The organism is Methylacidimicrobium tartarophylax, from assembly GCF_902143375.2.
In the GTDB taxonomy this organism is placed as follows: domain Bacteria; phylum Verrucomicrobiota; class Verrucomicrobiia; order Methylacidiphilales; family Methylacidiphilaceae; genus Methylacidimicrobium; species Methylacidimicrobium tartarophylax.
Genome location: NZ_CABFVA020000004.1, coordinates 1 through 19,614 on the forward strand (window position 1 = coordinate 1; position 19,614 = coordinate 19,614).

Annotated in this window: 17 protein-coding genes and 1 pseudogene; 6 read left to right on the forward strand and 12 right to left on the reverse strand. The window is 61.4% G+C overall.

The window, feature by feature from the left end; all coding sequences use genetic code 11:
- The 3 genes from MAMT_RS00485 to MAMT_RS11215 all read right to left on the reverse strand — a co-directional run.
- On the reverse strand, window positions 1-326 hold a 326-nt coding region (locus MAMT_RS00485; protein ID WP_142658988.1), incomplete at its 3' end, for an AAA family ATPase.
- 191 nt (window positions 327-517) lie between these two features.
- The gene (gene arsM, locus MAMT_RS00490) at window positions 518-1,357 is read right to left on the reverse strand and encodes an arsenite methyltransferase (protein WP_142658989.1); all 840 of its coding nucleotides are present in this window, start codon (window positions 1,355-1,357) and stop codon (window positions 518-520) included.
- A gap of 145 nt (window positions 1,358-1,502) precedes the next feature.
- Window positions 1,503-2,087, reverse strand: coding sequence for a Slp family lipoprotein (locus tag MAMT_RS11215; protein ID WP_178086822.1), 585 nt, complete (start codon window positions 2,085-2,087; stop codon window positions 1,503-1,505).
- A gap of 334 nt (window positions 2,088-2,421) precedes the next feature.
- Here MAMT_RS11215 and MAMT_RS00500 point away from each other — a divergent pair, with 334 nt between their 5' ends.
- Window positions 2,422-3,375 carry a nucleotidyltransferase family protein gene (locus MAMT_RS00500; RefSeq protein ID WP_178086823.1) on the forward strand — a complete coding sequence of 318 codons (954 nt, stop codon included), beginning with the start codon at window positions 2,422-2,424 and terminating at the stop codon, window positions 3,373-3,375.
- Between the two features lie 181 nt (window positions 3,376-3,556).
- Window positions 3,557-4,555: an aminoglycoside phosphotransferase family protein gene (locus MAMT_RS00505; protein ID WP_142658992.1), complete on the forward strand. Its 999-nt coding sequence runs from the start codon at window positions 3,557-3,559 to the stop codon at window positions 4,553-4,555.
- 97 nt (window positions 4,556-4,652) lie between these two features.
- On the opposite strand, the gene MAMT_RS00510 is transcribed toward MAMT_RS00505, so the two are convergent.
- Complete coding sequence (locus tag MAMT_RS00510) at window positions 4,653-5,042, reverse strand: hypothetical protein (protein WP_142658993.1); 390 nt, start codon at window positions 5,040-5,042, stop codon at window positions 4,653-4,655.
- Window positions 5,043-5,245: 203 nt separating this feature from the next.
- Here MAMT_RS00510 and MAMT_RS00515 point away from each other — a divergent pair, with 203 nt between their 5' ends.
- Both MAMT_RS00515 and MAMT_RS00520 read left to right on the forward strand, forming a co-directional pair.
- Window positions 5,246-5,458 carry a hypothetical protein gene (locus tag MAMT_RS00515; RefSeq protein WP_246186433.1) on the forward strand — a complete coding sequence of 71 codons (213 nt, stop codon included), beginning with the start codon at window positions 5,246-5,248 and terminating at the stop codon, window positions 5,456-5,458.
- Between the two features lie 87 nt (window positions 5,459-5,545).
- Window positions 5,546-5,686, forward strand: a pseudogene (locus tag MAMT_RS00520) (DUF29 family protein); the annotation flags it as partial.
- Window positions 5,687-5,849: 163 nt separating this feature from the next.
- On the opposite strand, the gene MAMT_RS00525 reads toward MAMT_RS00520, so the two are convergent.
- Both MAMT_RS00525 and MAMT_RS00530 read right to left on the reverse strand, forming a co-directional pair.
- Entirely contained in the window at window positions 5,850-8,948 is a 3,099-nt protein-coding gene (locus tag MAMT_RS00525; RefSeq protein ID WP_142658995.1) for a DUF748 domain-containing protein, read from the reverse strand.
- A 400-nt stretch (window positions 8,949-9,348) separates the two neighbouring features.
- Entirely contained in the window at window positions 9,349-10,122 is a 774-nt protein-coding gene (locus MAMT_RS00530) for an SDR family oxidoreductase (RefSeq protein WP_142658996.1), read from the reverse strand.
- 178 nt (window positions 10,123-10,300) lie between these two features.
- Between MAMT_RS00530 and MAMT_RS00535 the strand changes: the two genes are divergently transcribed.
- Entirely contained in the window at window positions 10,301-11,116 is an 816-nt protein-coding gene (locus MAMT_RS00535; protein ID WP_142658997.1) for an alpha/beta fold hydrolase, read from the forward strand.
- A gap of 5 nt (window positions 11,117-11,121) precedes the next feature.
- On the opposite strand, the gene MAMT_RS00540 is transcribed toward MAMT_RS00535, so the two are convergent.
- The gene (locus MAMT_RS00540) at window positions 11,122-12,015 is read right to left on the reverse strand and encodes an NAD(P)-dependent oxidoreductase (protein ID WP_142658998.1); all 894 of its coding nucleotides are present in this window, start codon (window positions 12,013-12,015) and stop codon (window positions 11,122-11,124) included.
- Window positions 12,016-12,197: 182 nt separating this feature from the next.
- Here MAMT_RS00540 and MAMT_RS00545 point away from each other — a divergent pair, with 182 nt between their 5' ends.
- Window positions 12,198-12,761, forward strand: coding sequence for a flavin reductase family protein (locus tag MAMT_RS00545; protein WP_142658999.1), 564 nt, complete (start codon window positions 12,198-12,200; stop codon window positions 12,759-12,761).
- Here MAMT_RS00545 and MAMT_RS00550 read toward each other — a convergent pair.
- The 5 genes from MAMT_RS00550 to MAMT_RS00570 form a co-directional block, all read right to left on the reverse strand.
- A complete protein-coding gene (locus tag MAMT_RS00550) occupies window positions 12,758-13,426 on the reverse strand; it encodes a hypothetical protein (protein ID WP_142659000.1) in 669 nt (222 codons plus the stop codon). The two genes, MAMT_RS00545 and MAMT_RS00550, sit on opposite strands and share 4 nt — an antisense overlap.
- Window positions 13,419-13,898 (reverse strand): AAA family ATPase, encoded by a 480-nt coding sequence (locus tag MAMT_RS00555; RefSeq protein WP_178086824.1) that lies wholly within the window; start codon window positions 13,896-13,898, stop codon window positions 13,419-13,421. Before MAMT_RS00555 ends, MAMT_RS00550 begins: the two co-directional genes overlap by 8 nt.
- A 368-nt stretch (window positions 13,899-14,266) precedes the next feature.
- Window positions 14,267-15,610, reverse strand: a complete 1,344-nt coding sequence (locus tag MAMT_RS00560; protein WP_142659002.1) for a sigma-54-dependent transcriptional regulator — start codon at window positions 15,608-15,610, stop codon at window positions 14,267-14,269.
- Window positions 15,595-17,064 carry a sensor histidine kinase gene (locus tag MAMT_RS00565; RefSeq protein WP_142659003.1) on the reverse strand — a complete coding sequence of 490 codons (1,470 nt, stop codon included), beginning with the start codon at window positions 17,062-17,064 and terminating at the stop codon, window positions 15,595-15,597. The genes MAMT_RS00560 and MAMT_RS00565 overlap by 16 nt, the downstream gene beginning before the upstream one ends.
- 439 nt (window positions 17,065-17,503) lie before the next feature.
- A complete protein-coding gene (locus MAMT_RS00570) occupies window positions 17,504-19,603 on the reverse strand; it encodes a hydantoinase/oxoprolinase family protein (protein ID WP_142659004.1) in 2,100 nt (699 codons plus the stop codon).
- Window positions 19,604-19,614 lie beyond the last annotated feature (11 nt).

Genomic DNA, 19,614 nt, shown 5'->3' on the forward strand with positions numbered 1-19,614 from the left:
GGCTCCCCGCCGATCTCAATCGCCAGCCGCGTTGGTTCTTTTACCCACTTTTGGCTGCGAAACGGCGAAAAAGGGAGCAACTGACCAGGGAGAAGCTGAAAACTATCCCTTGTAAACCAGGCCAGGAAGGCAATCGCTCGCAAAAAAGTCGTCTTTCCCGATGCATTCGGCCCAAAAATGGCGACAACCTTTGGCGCGTGCTCCTCAGAATCGGCATAAATCGGAGCAAGGGAGGCATCCTCGTCCACTCCGGCTCTCGATCGCAGGTCGATGATTTGGGATGGACCAATGGAATAAAAGTTTTCGATTTCCAACCGGAATATCATGGTTGTGCGTCGAGTATACGGTAGCTTACAACAAAATGTCGTCTATTTGGCGTGTATACAAGCAGAGTTTGCGCGGCAATCGCCCAGCCGACGAGATTAGGAAATCGCGAGGGCGAGGAGATTAGGCCCGAGGAGTGCGAAAGAGCTGTTTTCTCGAAGACGGAGAGAACGCGCTGACGGAGGAAAAAAGATTACCGCCCCGGCTTCCGAGCGCGGATGAAGGCGCTGATGAATTTCCCCTCCAGGAGTGGCGCCAGGGCCTCCGCATCGAGCTCTGCGGTCTTCAGCGTCTGGAGAAACTCCAGGGCATCGGAGGCGGAATAGCTTCGGGCCGGCTCGATCCGGATGTCGGTAAAACCGGCGGTGGCGAGCTTCGTCCGGTATTCCGATTCCTCCAAAGCCCCGGCGATGCAACCGGTCCAGACCTCTCCGTTTTGGCGGAGTTCGACCGGAAGCGCCCCTCGGATGACGATGTCCGCAAGGGCAATCCGTCCGCCCGGCTTGAGGACCCGGAAGGCTTCCGCAAGCGCTCGATCCTTGTCGGCCGAGAGATTGATGACACAATTGGACAGGATTACATCGACGAAGTGGTCGGGAAGGGGAATGTTCTCGATCTCGCCTTTCAGGAACTCGACATTGTCCAAACCGGCCTTGCGTTGGTTTTCGCGAGCGAGCTCCAACATCTCATCGGTCATGTCGAGACCATAGGCCTTTCCCTGCGGGCCGACCCGCCGTGCCGAGAGGAGAACGTCGATCCCTCCCCCGGAGCCAAGATCCAGAACCGTTTCACCGACCTGCAACTGCGCGAGGGCAATCGGGTTGGCACATCCGAGAGAGGCGGCAAGGGCTTCCTGGGGTAACCCTACTGTTTCTCCCGCTTGGTAGAGGTTCGAGGAAATCGAGCAGCCTCCGGAAGCGGCCGCCGCCTTCCCGCAACAGCAAGCCGATGGACTTGCGTCGCGGCGGACTCGCCGAGCCTCTTCCCCATAGCGGGCTTTCACCAGATCCTGAATCGAGGATTGCTTCTCCACGGCGAGGTCTCCTTGCTATTATTATATTTCCAATATCCTAGAAATGTTCATTCCGTCAACAAGGAAGTGCGTTTCCTCGCGACCGGCCTCGATCGGGATGAGGACGTGGATCGTCTCGATGAGACTCGACAGGGATTCCGAATCCTTAGTAAGGGAGCATCCCGCCCATCGGGCCGTACATCCCGCCCATGGGCCCATACATTCCGCCCATCCCGCCCATTCCCATGCCCATCCCGCCCATTCCCATGCCCATCCCGGAATTCGCTCCCGCCTGACCGCCTTGGTTTTCCGATGGCCGATGATCTGCCCAGAGATGGAGCCAAGTCGCGTGAATCACGGGATAACGATAGCTCTGTTGGCCGATCATACCGGGTTCCACAGCCACGATCCGCCCGGCAACCGTAATCGGGTCTTCCTTCTGAAAGTTTGTGGGATCGAGAAAATCGCGGCTTTCGGCGTAAAAGCGACCGGAACTCTCGATCGTCCTCTTCGGCCGATACGAACCCCATCCCTTGGCCAAAGGTCTTTCCACAATCTGGAGGAAGGAGGCGCTCTTCCGATTCTCAGCCTTCAGGATCGTTCCGCCCAGGATGACAATCTGCCCGATGTAGGCCTCCGGGTTTGCTTGGATCTCTTCGAAGGAAGGTTGGTTTTTCGCCTGTTTGCGATACCAGTTAGGAACCGACTCGCCCCGCGCGCCGAAAAGAGGGCCGAGGAAGAATGCAACCAATAAGCCGCAAGCAGTAAGGAAACCTGGAATCGATCGCCCAAGAGGGGCGGAATGAGAGAGCATGAAAAGAGCGTCCCATAAGAGAGGCTTCTTCACAAGCCCGGCGGCCTCGACAGACGGATCGAACTGCGGAAATCGGGCAGGCTCTGGGGCTTCCCGCAGAGCGAGATCCGAATCACGAAACCAAAAGGGCGAAGGGCACGCCACTCCTCCGCGCGATTGGGTTTGCAAGATCTCCCGGCGAGTCGCATAAGACCTTTGGTCGCCCACTCCCGCCGGTGCGGGAGGGAGGAGCGGAGCTTCCTCGCGATCAGACCGACCATTTTCTCTGCTTGTGCGATCTCTTTTTTCCTTGGCTCCGACGGCCTTCGTGCTCGCCGCCGGACTTGGGACCCGCCTGCGACCTCTGACGGAGGGACGGCCCAAGCCGTTGATTCCCGTCGGTAACAAGCCGCTCATTACCTATGCGTTCGATCAGCTCATCCAGGTCGGCATCGAGGATTTCGTGGTGAACACCCACCATGCTCCGGAAGCCTTCAGGTCGGTCTTTCCCGATGGGCGATACCGGGGCCGTGAAATTCGGTTGCGCCACGAGCCCGTCCTGCTCGATACCGCCGGCGGAGTGCGCAACGTAGGAGATCTTTTCAGGGACCGGCCCTTTCTGATCCACAACGGAGATATCCTGACCGACCTGCCGATCGAGGAGGCCGTCGAGCAGCATCTCGCAGGGGATGATCTGGCCACGCTCGTTCTCCGATCCGCCGGCCCTGCTCTTCGGGTCGGCTTCGATCCGAAGAGACGAAAGGTCATCGACATCCACGGAAGCCTGGAAAGGGAGGATGCGCCTCGATTCCTCTATACGGGCATTGCGGTCCTCTCCCCCGGCTTTCTCCGCTGGATCCCGGTAAGCGGTCCCGTCTCGCTGATCCCCGTCTTCCTCGAGGTGATCCGCCGATCCGGAAAGATCGGGGGAATCGTCCTCGACCGGGGGCGCTGGTTCGACCTCGGGACCCGCGAAGCCTATTTGTCGGTCCACCGCGAACTAAGCCGGAATCCGGGCGAGTGGGCCCCCCTCCGCTGGGTGGACCCTACGGCTCAACTGGCTCCGGATGCTGTTCTCGAAGGTGCCACAGCAATCGGACCACGATGCCGAGTGGGGAGCGGGGCTCTTCTGCGCGACTCGGTCCTTTGGGAAGACGCGGAGGTCGCACCCGGCAGCAGCCTCGAGCGCTGCATCGTCCGCGACTCCCGTCTTGCCAAGGGGAACCTCAAGGACGCAGATGTTTAGCCGCCATTTCTCACAAGCTTGCTCCTGCGGCTTGCACAATGGGCTTGTCTGCTTCGTCGGGCTTGGTTTTCCATCCTTGCAGTATGTCCTCATACAACTCCGGTGGAAAACCGGCGTTGCGCTTCGATTCAAGCCCATTGGCAACGCCTCGGCTACGGGATGGATGAGAAATGGCGACTAGATGATGCTCCTCGATCAGCTCTTGGCGGAAACCGCCCGTCGCTTAGCCCTTGGACCGTTGGACCGGACCTCGATCACCAAGCTGGAAAAGGGAGGATCGGATCGGAGCTTTTACCGGATCCGCATCGAGCCGAAGCGTTCGCTGATCCTCGTCCGCTACGGAGAGAGCCGGCCTGAAAACGCGCGGTACGGCCCCCTGGGAGAGTTTCTCCACTCCTTGGGAGTTCGCTGCCCCCGGGTCTATGGGCAGGATCCCGCGCACGGGCTCCTCTGGCTCGAGGATCTGGGAGACTCCGATCTATGGAGCTATCGCCATGCACCCTGGTCGGAATTGGGACCCCTCTATCGTTCGGCCTTGCGGGAGATCTTCATCCTCCACGCCCGGGGCGCCGCAAGACTCGGAAGGCTATGGACGGAACCTCCGTTCACCCGGGAGCTCTATGCCTGGGAGCAAGCCTATTTTTTTACGAACTGTCTCGGGGGTTTCTTTCACCTGGAAGCGGGCACGCTTTCCCGCCTGTCGGCACTTCCGCGGCTGACCCGGATCGCCGAGGCCCTCCCCGCCTTTCCGCGCCATCTGATCCATCGGGATTTTCAGTCGCAAAACGTTCTGATCCGAGCGGGGCACGCCTATATCATCGATTTCCAGGGGATGCGGCTCGGGCTGGCCTCCTACGATCTGGCCTCCCTCCTCTACGATCCCTACGTCGCCCTCGACGCGAAGCGGAGAGAGGAGCTCCGGAGCTATTATGGATCTTTGTGGCGAGAGGCCTCCCTAGCTCCGCCGGAAGATCTTGGAGAAGCGTTCGATTGGGCGGCGCTCCAGCGACTGATGCAGGCGCTGGGAGCCTACGGCTATCTTGGATTGGTCAAGAAAAAGGCGGAGTTCCTCCGCCACATTCCCGTTGCCTTGCGTCTCCTGGCCGAAGTGCTTCAGAGAATCCCGGGGCTCGATCCGCTCCGGGAACAGGTCGAGCTTTGCCTCGCCGCCCCGCGGTAGAATGTTTGTGAAACAGGCAGGCTGAAGCGACCCGGCCGGAGTAGAGAATTCTTTCCAGAGCGGCGAGCAGCCGGAAGTTCGCAGGTCTCCCCCGCCCTTATCGATAGCACCAGACCCAAAGCTGGTCGGAAAGATCTCCCGATACCCGGGAGTAGCGCTTTTTCTCCGCCTTCGTGAACAGGATCACCCCGTGGCCTCCATGCGCGGCGGCCACCCGTTCGACCGGACGCCAAGTCGAGCTGATGAGCCGGGTCTCGTCGATGTAGATCGCCCCCAGGATGTGGTAGCGAGCCGGCGTACCGCGAAGGTAGATCGGGATCCCGGGCTTTTCGTCGTATTCGGGACCGATATGCTTGATGACAGGACCCTGGGCGGCGGAGCGGGGTGCCTGAATATCGTACCAGTACGCTTTGGATGCCCATGCCGAAGTGCCGAGCGCAAGCCAGATCGCCGCGATCGCAACCGCATGACTCGGTCTGAGTTGCATCACTTCTTATGAAATCGTGACCGCGATGGGAGGTCAAGCTCCGAGTGGCGACGATCGCAAGCATGAGCCGATCGCTCCGGATCATGCGGAGAATCCTTCGGCGGCCCGGCAAGGACAAGGCAGTGGTCCGGCTGACGAACCCGAGGACTTGCGCACGATTGGGAAACCGCCCATTCTTGACGAAAGATCGAAGCCCTAGGCGGATGAACCGCCCGCGGCCACCATCCACGAGCAAAATGCCCTGGACGCCGGACGACGCCGAACGACATACGCACAAGGCGACCACCGTCGCCTTGAAGGAGCTCTGGGCGAAGATCGCCAATGAACGGTTGGAACGGACTGGAGACGAGGCGCGCGCCATCCGGGAAGCCAACGCGGTCGTCGCCGCGCGACACGCGGAAGGCCGCTGGTCGTAACAAAGGGGCTACAGGTAGTGCGAACGGTAATCGTTCCGACGCCATTTTCCGCTTGCGGCCTCCTCGAGGCATCGTGATCGTCCCTACATGACGGCGAAGAAGCTCTACGAGCGCGACTTTTACGCTGGGACGCAGGAGACGGCTCGGCTGTTGCGCGAGAGGCGGTTCGGCGATGTGGATCTGGCTAACCTAATCGAGGAGGTAGAAACCTTGGGGCGGAGTGAGAGGATATTTATTTCACCCGCGCGCAACTCGAGCAGCGCGTGAAGCCTCCGTCCTACCGGATGTAGGCGGCTTTCACAGCGGGTCAGGGTCTTTCGTCTCGGAGGTCTTGCGGCGGCAAGATTGGGTCCGAACGGGGTTGCGGTCGGCGGTGCCGCGCCCCGGACCCTTATCGGCGGGAAGAGGCGGCCCGGCGGTTCCCTTCCCGTTCTTCGAATCCCGGCGCGATCGCCTCAATGAGGGCGTTTCGGATCAGATTGCCAATCGCCTGCATGACATCGACCCTTGCGTTCGAAAGAGATCCGGAGATGCGAGTCTCGGTCGCCACCTCTCTATGGTTGTTTTTCAAAACCTTGGTGACACCGCTTACCGCCTTGAGATAGATCCAGTGGCCGAGGTCGCGCCGCCTCGCCGGGTCTTCTTCGTAAACCTCCATATCCTTGAGGAAGGGCTTCGCGTATCCGTCCATCTCCGTGCCCCGGATCTTCATCTCCGAATAGAAAGAGAAGAGGCCCGATTTCACATCGAACTTACCGTAGGCCTTGAAGAAGTCGCTCATCGCTGCCATCTGCGTCCGCTCGATGGCAATCCGAAGATCGAGATCGGGACGGTTCGTCTCCGAAAGGAATGTGCCCTGGATATCGGCATTTCCGGTGCCCATGAACTTCCCCTGGAGATCAAGGTGGGAGAGCCCTTCCGCCCGCTGATTGCTCAGATTGATGAGCTCCCCATGCGCCCCGGAGAGGAAGAGTTCGTAAGAAGGCTTGGTCACCCGATTGGTGTAAGCGAAGACGCAATCCTCGAGCTTGATCCGGTCGATCTTGAACTTCTGGTCGGACCGGTTGCTCTCCCGTTGTGCCGACCGGGTGACTTTGCGGAACTTCTCCTTCTCTTTTTGGGCCGTGGAGCGCAAGTGTAGGTAGTCGACGCGGAGCCCCTGGACGTTCGCGCAATGGACGACCAAGTCGCTCTTTCGGGCGGAATAGTCCAGGCTGCCGCTGGCCGAGACGATCCCCTTGCGCACCTTGAGGTTCGGATCGCGCGCCAGGAAAGGGGTCAGGGGGATGAGAGAAATCTCCTTGAGGGCGAACTTCGACGCGAGGCGGCTCTTTTCTAGCGAATACGATCCTTCGAGGTCGACGCTTCCGGTGCCCATGAACTTCCCATCCAACTGGATGCTTGCGGGGCCGTCCGCGAACTCGTTGCTGATGTTTTGGAGGGAAATGTTCGTCTGGTCGAGGGAGAGCCGAAAGTTCGGGCGCGCCTCCTTGTCTTCATAGACAAAACAGGCGTCCTTGACCTTCGCGGACTCGATCTTGATCTTCTTTGTGGAATTGTTGACCAGGCTCTTGGAGCTTTTCAGCACCTTGCCGACCTTTTCCTTTTCCTTCTTCGCGGTTTCGCGACGATGGACATAATCGATCTTGAGCCCTTCGATCTCGGCCTGCTGGATATCGAGATCGGAATCGCGCGGGGAATAGTCGACCTTCCCGGCAAGCGAGACGACCCCGCTGCGCACCTGAAAGTTCTGTTCCTTTTCCAAAAAAGGGGTGAAATAGCTCAAGGAGACGCGATCGAGGCTGACTGCGCTGATCAGTCGCTTCTTTTCCATCCAGTAGTCCCCGTGGATGACGATCCCCGCCTCGCCCATAAACTTCCCGTCGAGCGCGAAGTCTCCAGGACCGTCCGCGAACTGGTTGCTGACGTTCTTGAGGGAAATGTTCGTCTGGTCGATGTAGAACCGGAAACCCGGCGTGGCCGTCCTGTCCTCGTAGGCGAAGCGGGCGCCCCGGATGTTCGCCGAATCGATTTTGAATGTTTTTTCCGCGTTGTTGGTCAGGTTCTTGGCGCTTTTCTCGACCCGGGCGGCTCGCTCCTTCTCCAGTTGGACTGTCTCCGGCAGGTGGAGATAGTCGACCTTCAGATCGTCGATGTCCGCCTGCTTGACCTCGAAATGGGAAGAGCGCGGGGCATAATCCACATTCCCCGCGAGGGAAATGGCACCGCTGCGGATCCGAAGGTTCCGGTCCTTTTCGAGATACGGGAGGAAATGGGACAGGAAGATATGCTGGAGATCGACTTCCCCCTTGAGCCGGTTCTTCTCCATCCAGTATTCCCCATGGACAGCGATCTCCGACTGACCCATGAACTTCCCGTCCAGCCCGAAGGACCCCGCACCGTCCGCATACTGGTTGCTGATATTGCGCAGCGAGAGATTCGTATGCTCGAGCGAGAAGCGAACGTTCGGCTGGATCGTCTTGTCTTCGTATCCGAACGTGGCATCGCTGATTTCGACCTTGTGAACCCGGATCTTGGTTTCCGTCTTGTTCCGTAAGCCGGCGGCCTCCTTCATCGCCCGCTTCACCATCTCCCGTTCCGCGACGATCCTTTCGGGAAGGTTCAGGTAGTCGATCCCGATCCCCTTGAGTAGGAGCTCCTCGATGTCGAGGTTCGTCTTCCGGGGTGCGTTTTCCAGGGTGCCCTTGGCGTAGAGAAAGCCATCCTTGCGAACCAGCAGGTTCTTATCGATCAACAAGGGGTTGAAATAAATCAGATCGATATTCGTGAGTGTGAAGCGGCCTTGGAAGCCGGCAAAAGGCTTCTGCAGGAAGTTGGCCCGGCCATCCACGGCAAAGGTGCCCGAATCGAAGACCACTCCTTCGCCTTGCACAGGGGAGGGATAGGCCTGAAAAGCGTTGAGGGTGTTCCGTATGTTTTTCGCCGTGAGGTTGATCCCGTGGGCATACAGGGGTTTGTAGGGTTTGACGTTCACATAGGTGATCTCGCCGTCCCGGATCGTCAGCAGGTTGATTTTAAGGGGGTAGATCGACTGAATGGCATCCTGCCACCCCTTTTTCCCGAAGGGGATCTTGCTCTTCCTCTCCTCATTGAGGTTGTTCACGTCGATGTGAATCGCCGGATGCTCGAATCGGAAACTGGCTACGAGCTTCCCTCTCCAGAGATCATACCAGTGGACGCTCGCATGGATCCGCTTGAGATGGGCCACCGGCGGAAAGGGATGGCTATCCTGCATCAGGAGCAGTTCGTCCAGGTCGAGGGAAAAGGAAAGCGGATGGAAATAGGCACGGCCGACGCGGACCGTGTACTCCTTCAGGTGGCTGTTCATCTGGCGCTCCAAGTACGCGCGGAGGCTTTCGCTGCTGATGAAGTGAGAGAGAACGGTGACCAGGAGAAGAGGGGCCGCGAGAATCGCCCCGATCAGAGCGAGCAGGGGAACCCGGTGCTTGTAGAGGGAGTGAAATCTCATTGTCCCGCAATCTTCTCGGTTAAACTTCTCTTTCTACCCGTCCCTGTCAAAAGCAGGAATATCCTCCTGGAGGTGAAAAGCCGCTTCGATCACCGAAGCCGCCCGGAGGCGGGCGATTCAAAAGCGGCACCCCCTCCCGCCTCCCTGTAGCGATCCTCTACGTCTACGGGGCGTCGACCGCACCTGCCAAGCCTGCTTGTCTCACACGGTTCATACCCGAGGCGGGACGCTGGCTTTCCCCTGGAGTTGTATGACGGCATACGGCGAGGAGCGATAGAAACCCAAGCCCCCCACGAAGCAGCCGGGCACATTTCGCAAGCCGCAGGAGAACGCTTGGGAGATAGGCTGCTAGGCCAAGCGCACCGCCCTGCCCTTCCACGAGAGCAAAGGCTCGGAGCCCCTATTTCGTGGTATAACCGCCGTTGACGAGGATCTTCTGGCCGGTCATCCACCAGCCGTCCGACACCAAGAAACGGATCCACGGAACGATATCTTGGATGTCCGTCAGGCCGGTCTTGGAAAACTTCGAGAGTGCCGCTGCGGTCCTGTGATAAGCGACCGCCTCCGCGGCTTCCGCCGGATAGAAAAAAGGGGTGTCCATCGGACCTGGCCCGATCGCGGTCACCGAGATGCCGCGGTTTCCGAACTCCTTGGCGGCCGCTCGGGTGAAATGCTCCACCGGGGCCTTGGTACCGGCGTACGCCGAGTAGAATGGCGTGAAGGCCCCCAGCAGCGACGTCACCAGGGTGCAGATCTTCCCGTTGTCGCTCAGATGCTTGCCGGCTTCCTTTAGGAAAAAGAAGGCAGCCTTGGCATTGACCGCGCTCATCTGGTCATACTCGGCTTCCGAGATCTCCGTCATCGGCTTCTTGAGGACCTTACCCACCGTGTTGATGGCGATGTCGGGCCGGCCGATCGCGGAGATCGCGTCGGCGAACAGCCGCTCCATGGCCCCCGCCGTGGTCAAGTCGGCACAAAATGCGACCGCTTTGGCCCCCGCAGACTGGATCGCGGCGATGGTCTCGTCCGCGGCCTTCTTGGCAGACGCACTGTTGTAGTGGATCGCGACCGCTTTGGCTCCGTGCGCCGCAAGATCTCGCGCAATGAGGCCGCCCAGGTTTTTCGCTCCTCCGGCGATCAGGACGGTTTTTCCTTCAATCGAGTGGGTACTCATGGAATTGCCAGGTGCGAGCAGGCTAAAACCCTATGCAGAAAAAGAAAAGCGAATCCGGACGGATTCCCGCTCGCCCGCGAGAGCCATGTCTGGCAAGCTTCCTTAGTCTGCCTCTCTCCCAAGCGTTCTCCTGCGGCTTCTTTTCGGATCGGCTGGGTTTTGGTAAGAGTCTCAAGTCATGACCTTCCTTTCGCGCGATGCGACGCTCTTCTTCACTACGGTTGGCGCCGGGCCCGCGGTGGTTCTGCTCCACCCGACCCCGGTGGATCATCGCTTCTGGCTCCCGGTTGCCGAGATTCTGGCTCCTCATTTCCAGGTCGTTCTCCCCGATCTTCGCGGCCATGGGAGATCGGAGGCCGGAGCGGGACCGATCACGGTGGAGAAACTCGCGGAGGATATGTCTCATCTCCTCGACCATCTCGAAATCGACAAGGCGTTTTTCGCCGGCTGTTCGATCGGCGGTTATACTCTGTTTGCGATTTGGCGCGCGATGCCCGCGCGTGCTTCCGGCCTGGCTTTCTGCTGCTCCCGGCCGCAGGGCGATACAGAAGCCGTACGGGCCCGGCGCCACGCGAACATCGCCAAGATTCTCGAGGGGAGGACCGCGGAGTTCTTCGAGGAGCAGCTCCGATCCCTCATCGGGCCGACCGCCCGTCGGCGCTGGCCGGAAAAGGTCGACACGGCCCGGACGATGATGGAGACCGTGTCCGCCGAAGCCCTGGTTGCCGTCCAGGAGGGTCTTGCGGCCCGGCCCGACTCGATCGCCACGGCCCGGACGATCCGCGTCCCCTGCTGTGTTCTTGCCGGCGGGGAAGATCCTGCCAGCACGCCATCCGACATGCGCCTTCTGGCCGAAGAGATCCGCCAGGGCGGCGGCAGTGTGGAGTACGTCGAGATTCCCGATGCCGGCCACTTCGCCCCCTTTGAGCAGCCGGAGCGCGTGGCCCTCATTCTCCAGCGCTGGCTCGACGTGCCAGACAAGAGCGCCAAATAGGAGGGCTACTCGGGCTTCGCAGGATCAAGCCCCGCCTCACGGGCGGCTTCGATCCCGATAGCCGCCCAGTCGACATCCGTCTCCCCTCGAGCGGCCAGCGCCAGGAAGCGATCGCGCAAGGGTCCTGCAAACGGCATCGGGACGCGGAGAGCGTCCGCCGCCTCCATGGCAAGCCGAAGATCTTTCTGCCCCAAGGTCGCCAGGAATGCCGCGGGCCGAACGGAGCGGTTTGCGATCAGGCCCCCATAGGTCCTGTAGACGGGAGCCGAAAAGAGGGTACTCGTGAGGAGTTCAAGGTAAGCATGGCGATCGATTCCGCCCTTCTCGACAAGGGCCATGGATTCCCCTAGGGATTCGATCACCGTCGCTAAGAGGAAATTGCCGCTTAGCTTGACCAAGTTGGCCTGCTCGGGCCGTTCGCCCACGTGGAAGAGCTGCTGGCCCAGCGGCGCGAGCAGCGGCCGGAGACGGTCGAGCAGCGCGAGCTTGCCTCCCACCACCAGCACGAGCTTTCCGGCGGCGGCCGCCTCGGGGCGACCGAAAACAGGCAGGGCGAGGTACTCCTGGCGCCGCTCCCGATGCCGCTGGCCAAGCTCCTCGGATAGCGCCACGGTGATCGTGCTGCAGGAAACATGGATCGCCCCCTCCTGGAGAATCGCCAGGAGACCCGGATCGCCCAGGACGACCGCCCGAAGCGCGGCATCGTCCGAAAGCATGGTAAAGACCACTTCCCGATCCGCGAAATCCCGAAGATCCCGGGCGACGTCCGCTCCTTGCTTTTGCAGGGGCTCGGTACGGCCGAGGCTCCGATTCCAGACCTTGAGATCTCCTCCAACGGCCAGGAGCCGCGCAGCCATCGCCGAACCCATCCGACCCAAGCCCACAAAACCGATTCGCATAGGATTCTCCTTCCGCCAGGGCGCGCCTTCAACCGGACGCCCCCCTCTTCGATGCCCGGTAAAACAACCGATCGAGCGCAAACTCCATGCTGCGGCAACGGACCCGGAAAAGCCAAGGATTTGCTTGCTCGGGAATGGCGACCCTTTCGCGGTTGTGCTACCCATCGAGTCCTCTGCCTTCCATGAAAGGTCGCTTCCAAAAAGCCGAATTCCCGGTGGAAAAGGTCCGGTGTTACCTCGAGCCTGGACCGATCGTCCTCGTCTCCTCGGCTCTGGGCGAAGAAAGGAACATCATGACGATGGGATGGCACACGGTGATGGAGTTCACGCCTTCGCTGGTCGGCTGCGTGATCGCCGAGAGCAACCATAGCTTCCGGCTGATCCGGGAGAGCGGAGAGTGCGTGATCAACCTGCCCACCAGAGCGCTCCTGGACGAAGTCGTCGGGATCGGCAACACCACCGGAGCCGAGGTCGACAAGTTCGCCACCTTCGGGCTCACCCCGGAGGAGAGCCGGGTCGTGAACGCCCCGAGCATCCTCGAGTGCTGTGCCTGCTTCGAGTGCCGCCTCGCCGACGACAGCCTCGTCCGGAAGTACAACTTCTTCGTCTTCGAGGTGGTGTACGCCCGAGCGGCTCGTAGGCCCAAGCATCCCGAAACCCTCCACTATACCGGAAACGGCGTCTTCATGGTTTCGGGAAAGATTCTCAGCCGGCGAGCAAAGTTCCGGCCGGAGCTGCTCGACTAGAGCGGCTGGTCCGCGACTTTCGGTCCGTCATCGGTTCGTTGCCGAGCTAACGGGAGAAGTCCACCCTGTTTGTGCCGTGGCAGCGCGCTACGCAGCGCATCCATGCAGTCTTTGAGCGAACCGTCCTCCTGCCCCGCCCGATAGAGATCCATCTTCTTGGCCAAATCCGCGGCAAATTCGATTCCACTCAACGGCGAGGGGCATCCCGTCGCTCGAATCGCGTCCACAAAAGCCATCTTGTAAAATGCGCGTTCGCACTTCTTTTGACCGACATTCGGCGTTTCTCCGACGACGCACCGGAAGGAATGCGCATCGGCCATGTACCAACGCTCGATGTGAGGATCCGGGCACGCTGCCACAAGCCGGTCCCTGAGCGACCGGTCGGTTCGTTGTTCAATTTCCTGCCGTTTTCTGGCGGCGCTCACACAATTTCCATCGATCGCCACAACCAGAAGATCCGGCGGTGTATGGACAAACCCCAAAGCAAGACTCCTCTGGTAGAGCTTCAACTCTTCTAGTGCGCGCCCCTGTCCTCCGCGGGCGGATCGGATCTTTACTTCCACAGAAATGCGCTCTTCCTCCGCGATCCGGCGGATTAGCGGCGCGAGTAGCTCTTCATGAGCGCGGTCTTCCGCGAAAAGGTCGACCAGGACGAGGCTACGCATCGATTATGCCCCGAAGCAGGAGGCTTTCAAACAACCCGTCCTCGTTCCGGGCCGCGAGTCCTTCCCGGATCTCCGGATCATCGAATAACGGACCCGTGGGATCGAAGGGGTCGAACCGAGTCTGCCTGCTCTCCCTTTTCACGTTGACGAGCTCGACCTGTCCTCTGGGCCGCTCGCGCGCTTCCTTGAGCGCCATGCCGCAGAGAAGAGGGGAATGCGTCGTCACCAGCACTTGCCTGCTTTGCTCGAAAGCCAAGGAGAAAAGGAGCTGGGCGACTAACTCCAACCGGCGAGGATGAACGCCGTTCTCCGGCTCCTCAAAGGCGATGAGAGATCCTGCCCACGGGTTGACCGCAATCGCGCAGAGCGCGAGCACGCGGAGCGTTCCTTCGGACACGACTCGGGAGGAGTAGTCGATCCCCTCTTGGCGGATCAGGATGTCGAGCGTGCCCCGCCGTTTATCCAGATCCACCGTTAAATCTTCAATGCTTGGAATCAGCGAGCGAAGGGTGCGTCGGATCGCGTCGGGAATCGTCCGGAGCGTCGCGATGCGGGAGAGGGCTTCGATCGACTCCAGCAGATTGCTCTTGCCCGCGGCGTTCGGGCCGAAGAGGACGGTCAGTTGCGGGCAAGAAATACGAACGTCGCCAAGCGACTTAAACCTTGGACACGTAGTTCCTCAAGCACGGAATCCTCCCGCTCTCAAGCCAGGGGTTGCCACACCCCCCTTCCGGCACTTCCAGCCCTTTTAGCCCGGGCGGCTCAATCTAACGATCTTTCAATATGCCTATTGCCCAGATTCATCGGGATGGCAACCCTGTCCGGCCGATTTCTCGACCCCTACCCTCCTCCTTCCGCCTCCTCGGGCTTGCCTTCCGAGGGGCATAGTCCGTACCGGCGCATCTTGGTGTAGAGGAGTTGGCGGTGGATGCCGAGGGCGCGCGCCGCTTCTGCGCGGTTGCCGCCGCTTCTGCCGAGCGCGCGCCGAATCAGCAGCTCCTCCAAGCGGGCGATGGCCGCGGGGAGATTCTCCTCGGGCCAGTCGAAGGAAGTGGGGCTCGCCTCTTCGGAATTGAGATCGAGATCGGAGGCCGTGATCTTTTCCCCGCGGACAAGGACAGCCGCCCTCTCCAGGACGTTCCGCAGTTCCCGCACGTTTCCTCGCCAGCGGTGCTGAATCAGCCGCGCAGCGGCGTCGGGACCGAGCCACTTGCCGGCGGGAGCCAAGAAGTGCTCGGCCAGGGGGAGAATGTCGGCGATCCGCTCCCGGAGCGGAGGCAGATGGATCGGCAGGACATGGAGCCGGTAGAAAAGGTCCTCGCGAAAGGCCCCTTCCCGAACCCGCTCAAAGAGATCGCGATTGGTGGCGGAGATGACCCGGACATCGACGGGAACGGGTTTGCCGCCGATCGGAGTAATGACCCGCTCCTGGAGGGCGCGCAGGATCTTCGGCTGCAGCGAAAGGGGCATGTCACCAATCTCGTCGAGGAAGAGAGTCCCCCCGTCGGCCTCCTGGAAAGCTCCCTGCCGATCGGCATGGGCGCCTGTAAAAGAGCCCCGAAGATGGCCGAAGAGCTCGCTTTCCCAAAGCTCAGCCGGAATCGCTGCGCAGTTGACGGCGACGAACGGCTTGGCACGGCGACGGCCGTGGTCGTGGATTGCTCGGGCCACCAGCTCCTTGCCCGTTCCCGTCTCCCCCTGGATGAAGACCGTCGTGCCGCTGTCGGCCACCATCCCGATGGCCTTTTGGATCTTTCGCATCGCTTCGCTGGAGCCGATGAACTCGACAGGCCGGGCTTCCGTCCGGAGGGGGCCGAGCCCGGCTTTTGCCGCCAGCATCTCGCTCAGGAGGCGGGCGAGGTCGGCACGGCCGATGGGCTTGGTTAGATGGTCAAAGGCACCCAAGCGCATCGCTTCGATCGTGTTCGTCGCGGTGGCGTGCGCCGTCAGCACCGCGACGGGTGGGGCGCCGGCTCTTGCGCGAATGCGCTCAAGCAGTGGAAGTCCGTCCATTCCCGGCAACCGCAGGTCGAGCAGAACTCCATCGGTCGGCTCTCGGGCTAAAGCCGCCAGCGCCTCTGGACCCGAGGCGGCGGTGCGAGCTTCGTGACCGAGGCTGCGGACGGTTTCGGCGAGGACTTCGGAAAGCGCCGCATCGTCGTCAACGATCAGGATCGTGGCCATGGGAGAACCAGTTCGAAGGTTGTGCCGACCCCCTTGTCGAGCAGCCTTGCCGTGCCTCCGTGCGCGGAAGCGACCTCGCGGACAATCGAGAGTCCAAGCCCTGTTCCCCCCGCTCGGCCGGTGACAAACGGCTCGAAGAGCTGCTCTCGAACCCGTGTAGGCGGGCCGCTCCCCTCGTCGTGAACCGAGAAGACCAGGCCCTCGGGAGTCGGGTGAGCCCGGAGCGTGACCTCCGTCTCCCCGGGTGCTGCCTCGATCGCGTTGCGCAGGAGGTTGTCGAGAGCACGGCGGACCTGCTCCGGATCAAACCACCCTCCCTTGGCCTCGGAGCAAGAAACGAGGACGACACCATTGGCCTTCGCGAGTTCCGCGAGGGCGGAGATACACGAGGCCAGAAAGGGCTCAAGCTCCACCGCTTCGCAGCGGAGCTTCTCCTTTTCCGTTACCGAGAGAAGGCGGCGGATCAGGGCGTCGAGTCGCTCGATCTGTCCTAGGATCATCCCCAGAGCGCTATCCTTGCTCCGGCCGTCCCCGCTCAACGCGTTTTCGGCCTTGAGCCGCATGGCGGCAATCGGGTTGCGAATCTCGTGAGCGATGCCGGCGGAGACGCGTCCGATCGCTGCCAGCCGTTCGGCCGCCGCTACCTGACGGGAAAGACCGTCGGCTTTTCTTCGCGCTTCGGAGAGCCGCGCCCCCGCATCGTTGAGCGCCGAAACGATCCGGTCGAGCTCCCGCTCGCCGGTGGGATCCAGGACGGGCAAATCGGTGAGGTCGTGCGCCTGCAGAGCATTTTCCATGCGCCCGACATGACGCGACCAGCTAAGAGTAAAACTCGTCAAGAGGCCAACGGCAACCAGGACGGTGGCAAAGAGGGTCGTTAAGCCCGCCATCAGAAGCCGGTAGCTCCGCCCGGCGAAAGGAAAGACCCGAGTCATCGTCCACGCGGTCAAGCCAACCACCGGGCCGTGGAGAGGAGCGGCGGTGACCAGCAGGGTTTGCGAGGGGAAGGCGTACCGCTGCACGATCTGGCGATTTTGCGTAAGGGAGAGACGATTGGCCGCTTCGATCCGGGGAAGCTCGGCTTCCGGTACATCGGTCTTTGGCCTCTCGCCCGGATAGGTCGGATAACCATAGGCCAAGGACCCCGTTCCTTTTCGCCAGATGCCGCCCTCGATACCCGGGCGGTCTTGCAAGGCATGGCGAATGAGCTCGGTCAACTCCGCGCGTAAAAGAGCCGCCGGCACCTCGGAAGCATCTCCCGGTGAGCGACCCATAACGGAGCGGTAGCCCTCGAGGATCGAATCGCAGGCCCGTCCGCTTTCGGCTTGGGCTTGCCCTGTGCGGGCGGTGGTCGATTGGAAGAAGAGAGCCACCATCAGAGCGCCCGCCGAGGCGGTAGCGACACCGAGCAAGAGCAGCAGGACGATCAGCCGTCCCCGCATGGAGCGAAACATAGAACCGCCCGATGGCAATTGGAATGTCCACTACTCTACCCCGGAACGGCGAAGGGAGACCAGTTCTGCTTGCGCCGCGGAGACGGCCGATGCCGGCCCCGACCAAGAGAGTTCGACGACGCCGACGATCCCAGCCGGAAGGCTTGGGAAGCGGGTCGCGCGGCTAACTCTTATGATCGATCGGCTGGTAGCTCGGGGCAGGCGTTTGCGAGGTCGGCTGCGGTTTGGGCTTTTCGGAGCAGGCCACGATGAGCAGAAGCGAGAGAGCAACCAGTGCTTTGCCTACGACAGAAACGGGAAAACGCGGGGTTTGCATAACCGTAGAGAATGCCGAATCGGACACGGCGGCACCACTCAATTCCTCAAGGAGGTGCCGCTTTATGTTTCTTGAACGAAGCATCTTGTGCGAACGGATCTGCGCTGGAAAACCGAAAACCGGCTACTGCTCCTCGCGTGTCAGAACTAGGCTCCGGTAACGATCGACCCCCGCCATCCAGGCAGGAGGAATGACCGTCGTACCGCTGTACTCCAGGATGACCGCGGGTCCTTCAATCCGGTTTCCCGGAAGAAGTCGCTCCCTCTGGTAAAAGCGGGCGGTCTGAACCCGGCCCGCAAACCAGACCGGTCGCTGGTAAAGCAGGCTTTCCTCGGGTTCTTCGGGACCCGTCACCTTCTCCGGAAAAAGGGCGGGCTTTCGGGGAATGCCGCGGGCCTGCAGACGAAGCGCGACGATCTCCGTCTTTCGACCCCAGTCGGCGTAACCGTACTTGATCTCGTGCAACCGATGGAACTGGCTGACATACTCTTCGGTGTAGGGCGTCGTGATCTCGAAGCCCTGGCCCACGTAGCGGAGATCGAGAAAGAACGAGAGCCTTCGTTCGGTCTTGGCAAAACCATCGGCGGCCAGCTCCTCTTCCGCTCGCGCCGCCAGCCGGGCGAAGCCCCGCCTCAGCTCCTCCTCCTCCGTCTGCTCCTGTGCCTGGAGCAGGGTCTCGACGTAATCCCTCACAAAATCCGAAAAGAGACCGCCGAGAGCCGAGAAAAGGCCCGGATCTCGTGGGATGAGAGCCCGTCGAATCTCCAAGGCATCCGCCAGATCGCAGGCGTGCAAACCCCCGGCACCGCCGTACGCCAGAAGAGGGAAATCGCGAGGATCCTTGCCGCTCTCCGCGCAAACGAGCTGGATGGCTCGCGCCATGCGCACGTTGACGACATCCAAGATCCCTTGAGCCCATTTCTCTGCGGCGTTCTCTTCTTCCGCTCCGCTGCCGCACAACGCAGCCAGATGCTCACGGCCAAATCTCGCGAAGAATTCCCGGGCCCGGACGGCATCCAAGCCCATTTGGCCGCCTAGCAGGCCGCCCGGCCCGATCCGTCCAAGGACCAGATGTGCGTCGGTCACGGTGATCTCCTCCCCCCTGCCGTAGCAGACCGGTCCGGGATCTGCGCCCGCGCTCTCCGGGCCCACGCGCAGGGCCCCTCCCTCATCGATACGGGCGATCGAGCCTCCACCCGCCGCAACCGTCTGAATGGGGAGAAGCGGTATGCCAACCGGATAGTCGCCGATCCTGCCGCCGCGGCTTGGCACTTCGACGTCCCCCACAAGGGTCACGTCGGTCGATGTGCCTCCCATATCGAGGGCGATGACCTGCGGGAAACCGGCAAGACGTCCCCAGGCGGCGGCGGCGACCACCCCGGCCGCCGGCCCCGAAAGCGCCGTCTGAATGGGGTAGTCGGCCGCGTACCTCGCGGAGAGAGCGCCGCCGTTCGACTGCATGACCCACAGAGAACTGGCCTGAGGCTCCTCGATCCGCGTTGTCTCCGCCAGGCTTTTTACCCCTTGCTCGGCACGACCAAGATAGCGCCGCAGTATCGGAGCGATGTACGCATTGAGGACGGTCGTAGACGTCCGTTCGTACTCGCGATGCTCGGGAAGCACTCGGCAGGAAAGCGAGACGGGCAGACCGAGATCCTGGAGCAGCATCCCCGTCTCCTCTTCGTGCCGAGGATTGGCAAACGAGAAGAGGTAGACGACCGCAACACTCTCCACACCGGATTCCCGAAGATGGTTCTTCCTCGCCAGTACCGCCGACGGATCGAGCGGCCTCAGGATCTCCCCGCCCACCCCCACGCGCTCCGGAATGCCATGGCGCCGCTCAGACGGGACCAGCGGAGCGGGCTTCGACGGTCCCAGGGCATAAAGTTTCGGCCGATTCTGCCGGCCGATCTCCAGGAGATCCTCAAAGCCCTCGGTGGTCAAAAGTGCGGTGCGCGCCCCTTTCTGCTCCAAAATCGCGTTGGTTCCTACCGTAGTACCGTGAACGACCTCGATCCGGCTCGGATTCCGGTCCTGCAGAAGACGCCGGATCCCCGCCAAAAGCGCCTCTTCGGGAGCGTGCGGCGTCGAAGGCAGCTTGAGACAAAAAAGTCTCCCTTGCCAGAGGGCGACGCAATCCGTAAAGGTACCGCCGGTGTCCACGGCGACGCGAAGAAGACGGCTTCCCGATCGACCCGGGGACAGAGCGGGAGCTGTTTCCATGGTGAACGCGA

Coding starts and splice junctions, on each gene's coding strand:
- MAMT_RS00545 (WP_142658999.1), top strand. CDS start 12,198: ATGAAAGGTCGCTTCCAAAAAGCCGAATTCCCGGTGGAAAAGGTCCGG.
- MAMT_RS00565 (WP_142659003.1), bottom strand. CDS start 17,064: ATGTTTCGCTCCATGCGGGGACGGCTGATCGTCCTGCTGCTCTTGCTC.
- MAMT_RS00570 (WP_142659004.1), bottom strand. CDS start 19,603: ATGGAAACAGCTCCCGCTCTGTCCCCGGGTCGATCGGGAAGCCGTCTT.
- MAMT_RS00540 (WP_142658998.1), bottom strand. CDS start 12,015: ATGCGAATCGGTTTTGTGGGCTTGGGTCGGATGGGTTCGGCGATGGCT.
- MAMT_RS00535 (WP_142658997.1), top strand. CDS start 10,301: ATGACCTTCCTTTCGCGCGATGCGACGCTCTTCTTCACTACGGTTGGC.
- MAMT_RS00515 (WP_246186433.1), top strand. CDS start 5,246: ATGAACCGCCCGCGGCCACCATCCACGAGCAAAATGCCCTGGACGCCG.
- MAMT_RS00510 (WP_142658993.1), bottom strand. CDS start 5,042: ATGCAACTCAGACCGAGTCATGCGGTTGCGATCGCGGCGATCTGGCTT.
- MAMT_RS00530 (WP_142658996.1), bottom strand. CDS start 10,122: ATGAGTACCCACTCGATTGAAGGAAAAACCGTCCTGATCGCCGGAGGA.
- MAMT_RS00505 (WP_142658992.1), top strand. CDS start 3,557: ATGATGCTCCTCGATCAGCTCTTGGCGGAAACCGCCCGTCGCTTAGCC.
- MAMT_RS00550 (WP_142659000.1), bottom strand. CDS start 13,426: ATGCGTAGCCTCGTCCTGGTCGACCTTTTCGCGGAAGACCGCGCTCAT.
- MAMT_RS00525 (WP_142658995.1), bottom strand. CDS start 8,948: ATGAGATTTCACTCCCTCTACAAGCACCGGGTTCCCCTGCTCGCTCTG.
- MAMT_RS00560 (WP_142659002.1), bottom strand. CDS start 15,610: ATGGCCACGATCCTGATCGTTGACGACGATGCGGCGCTTTCCGAAGTC.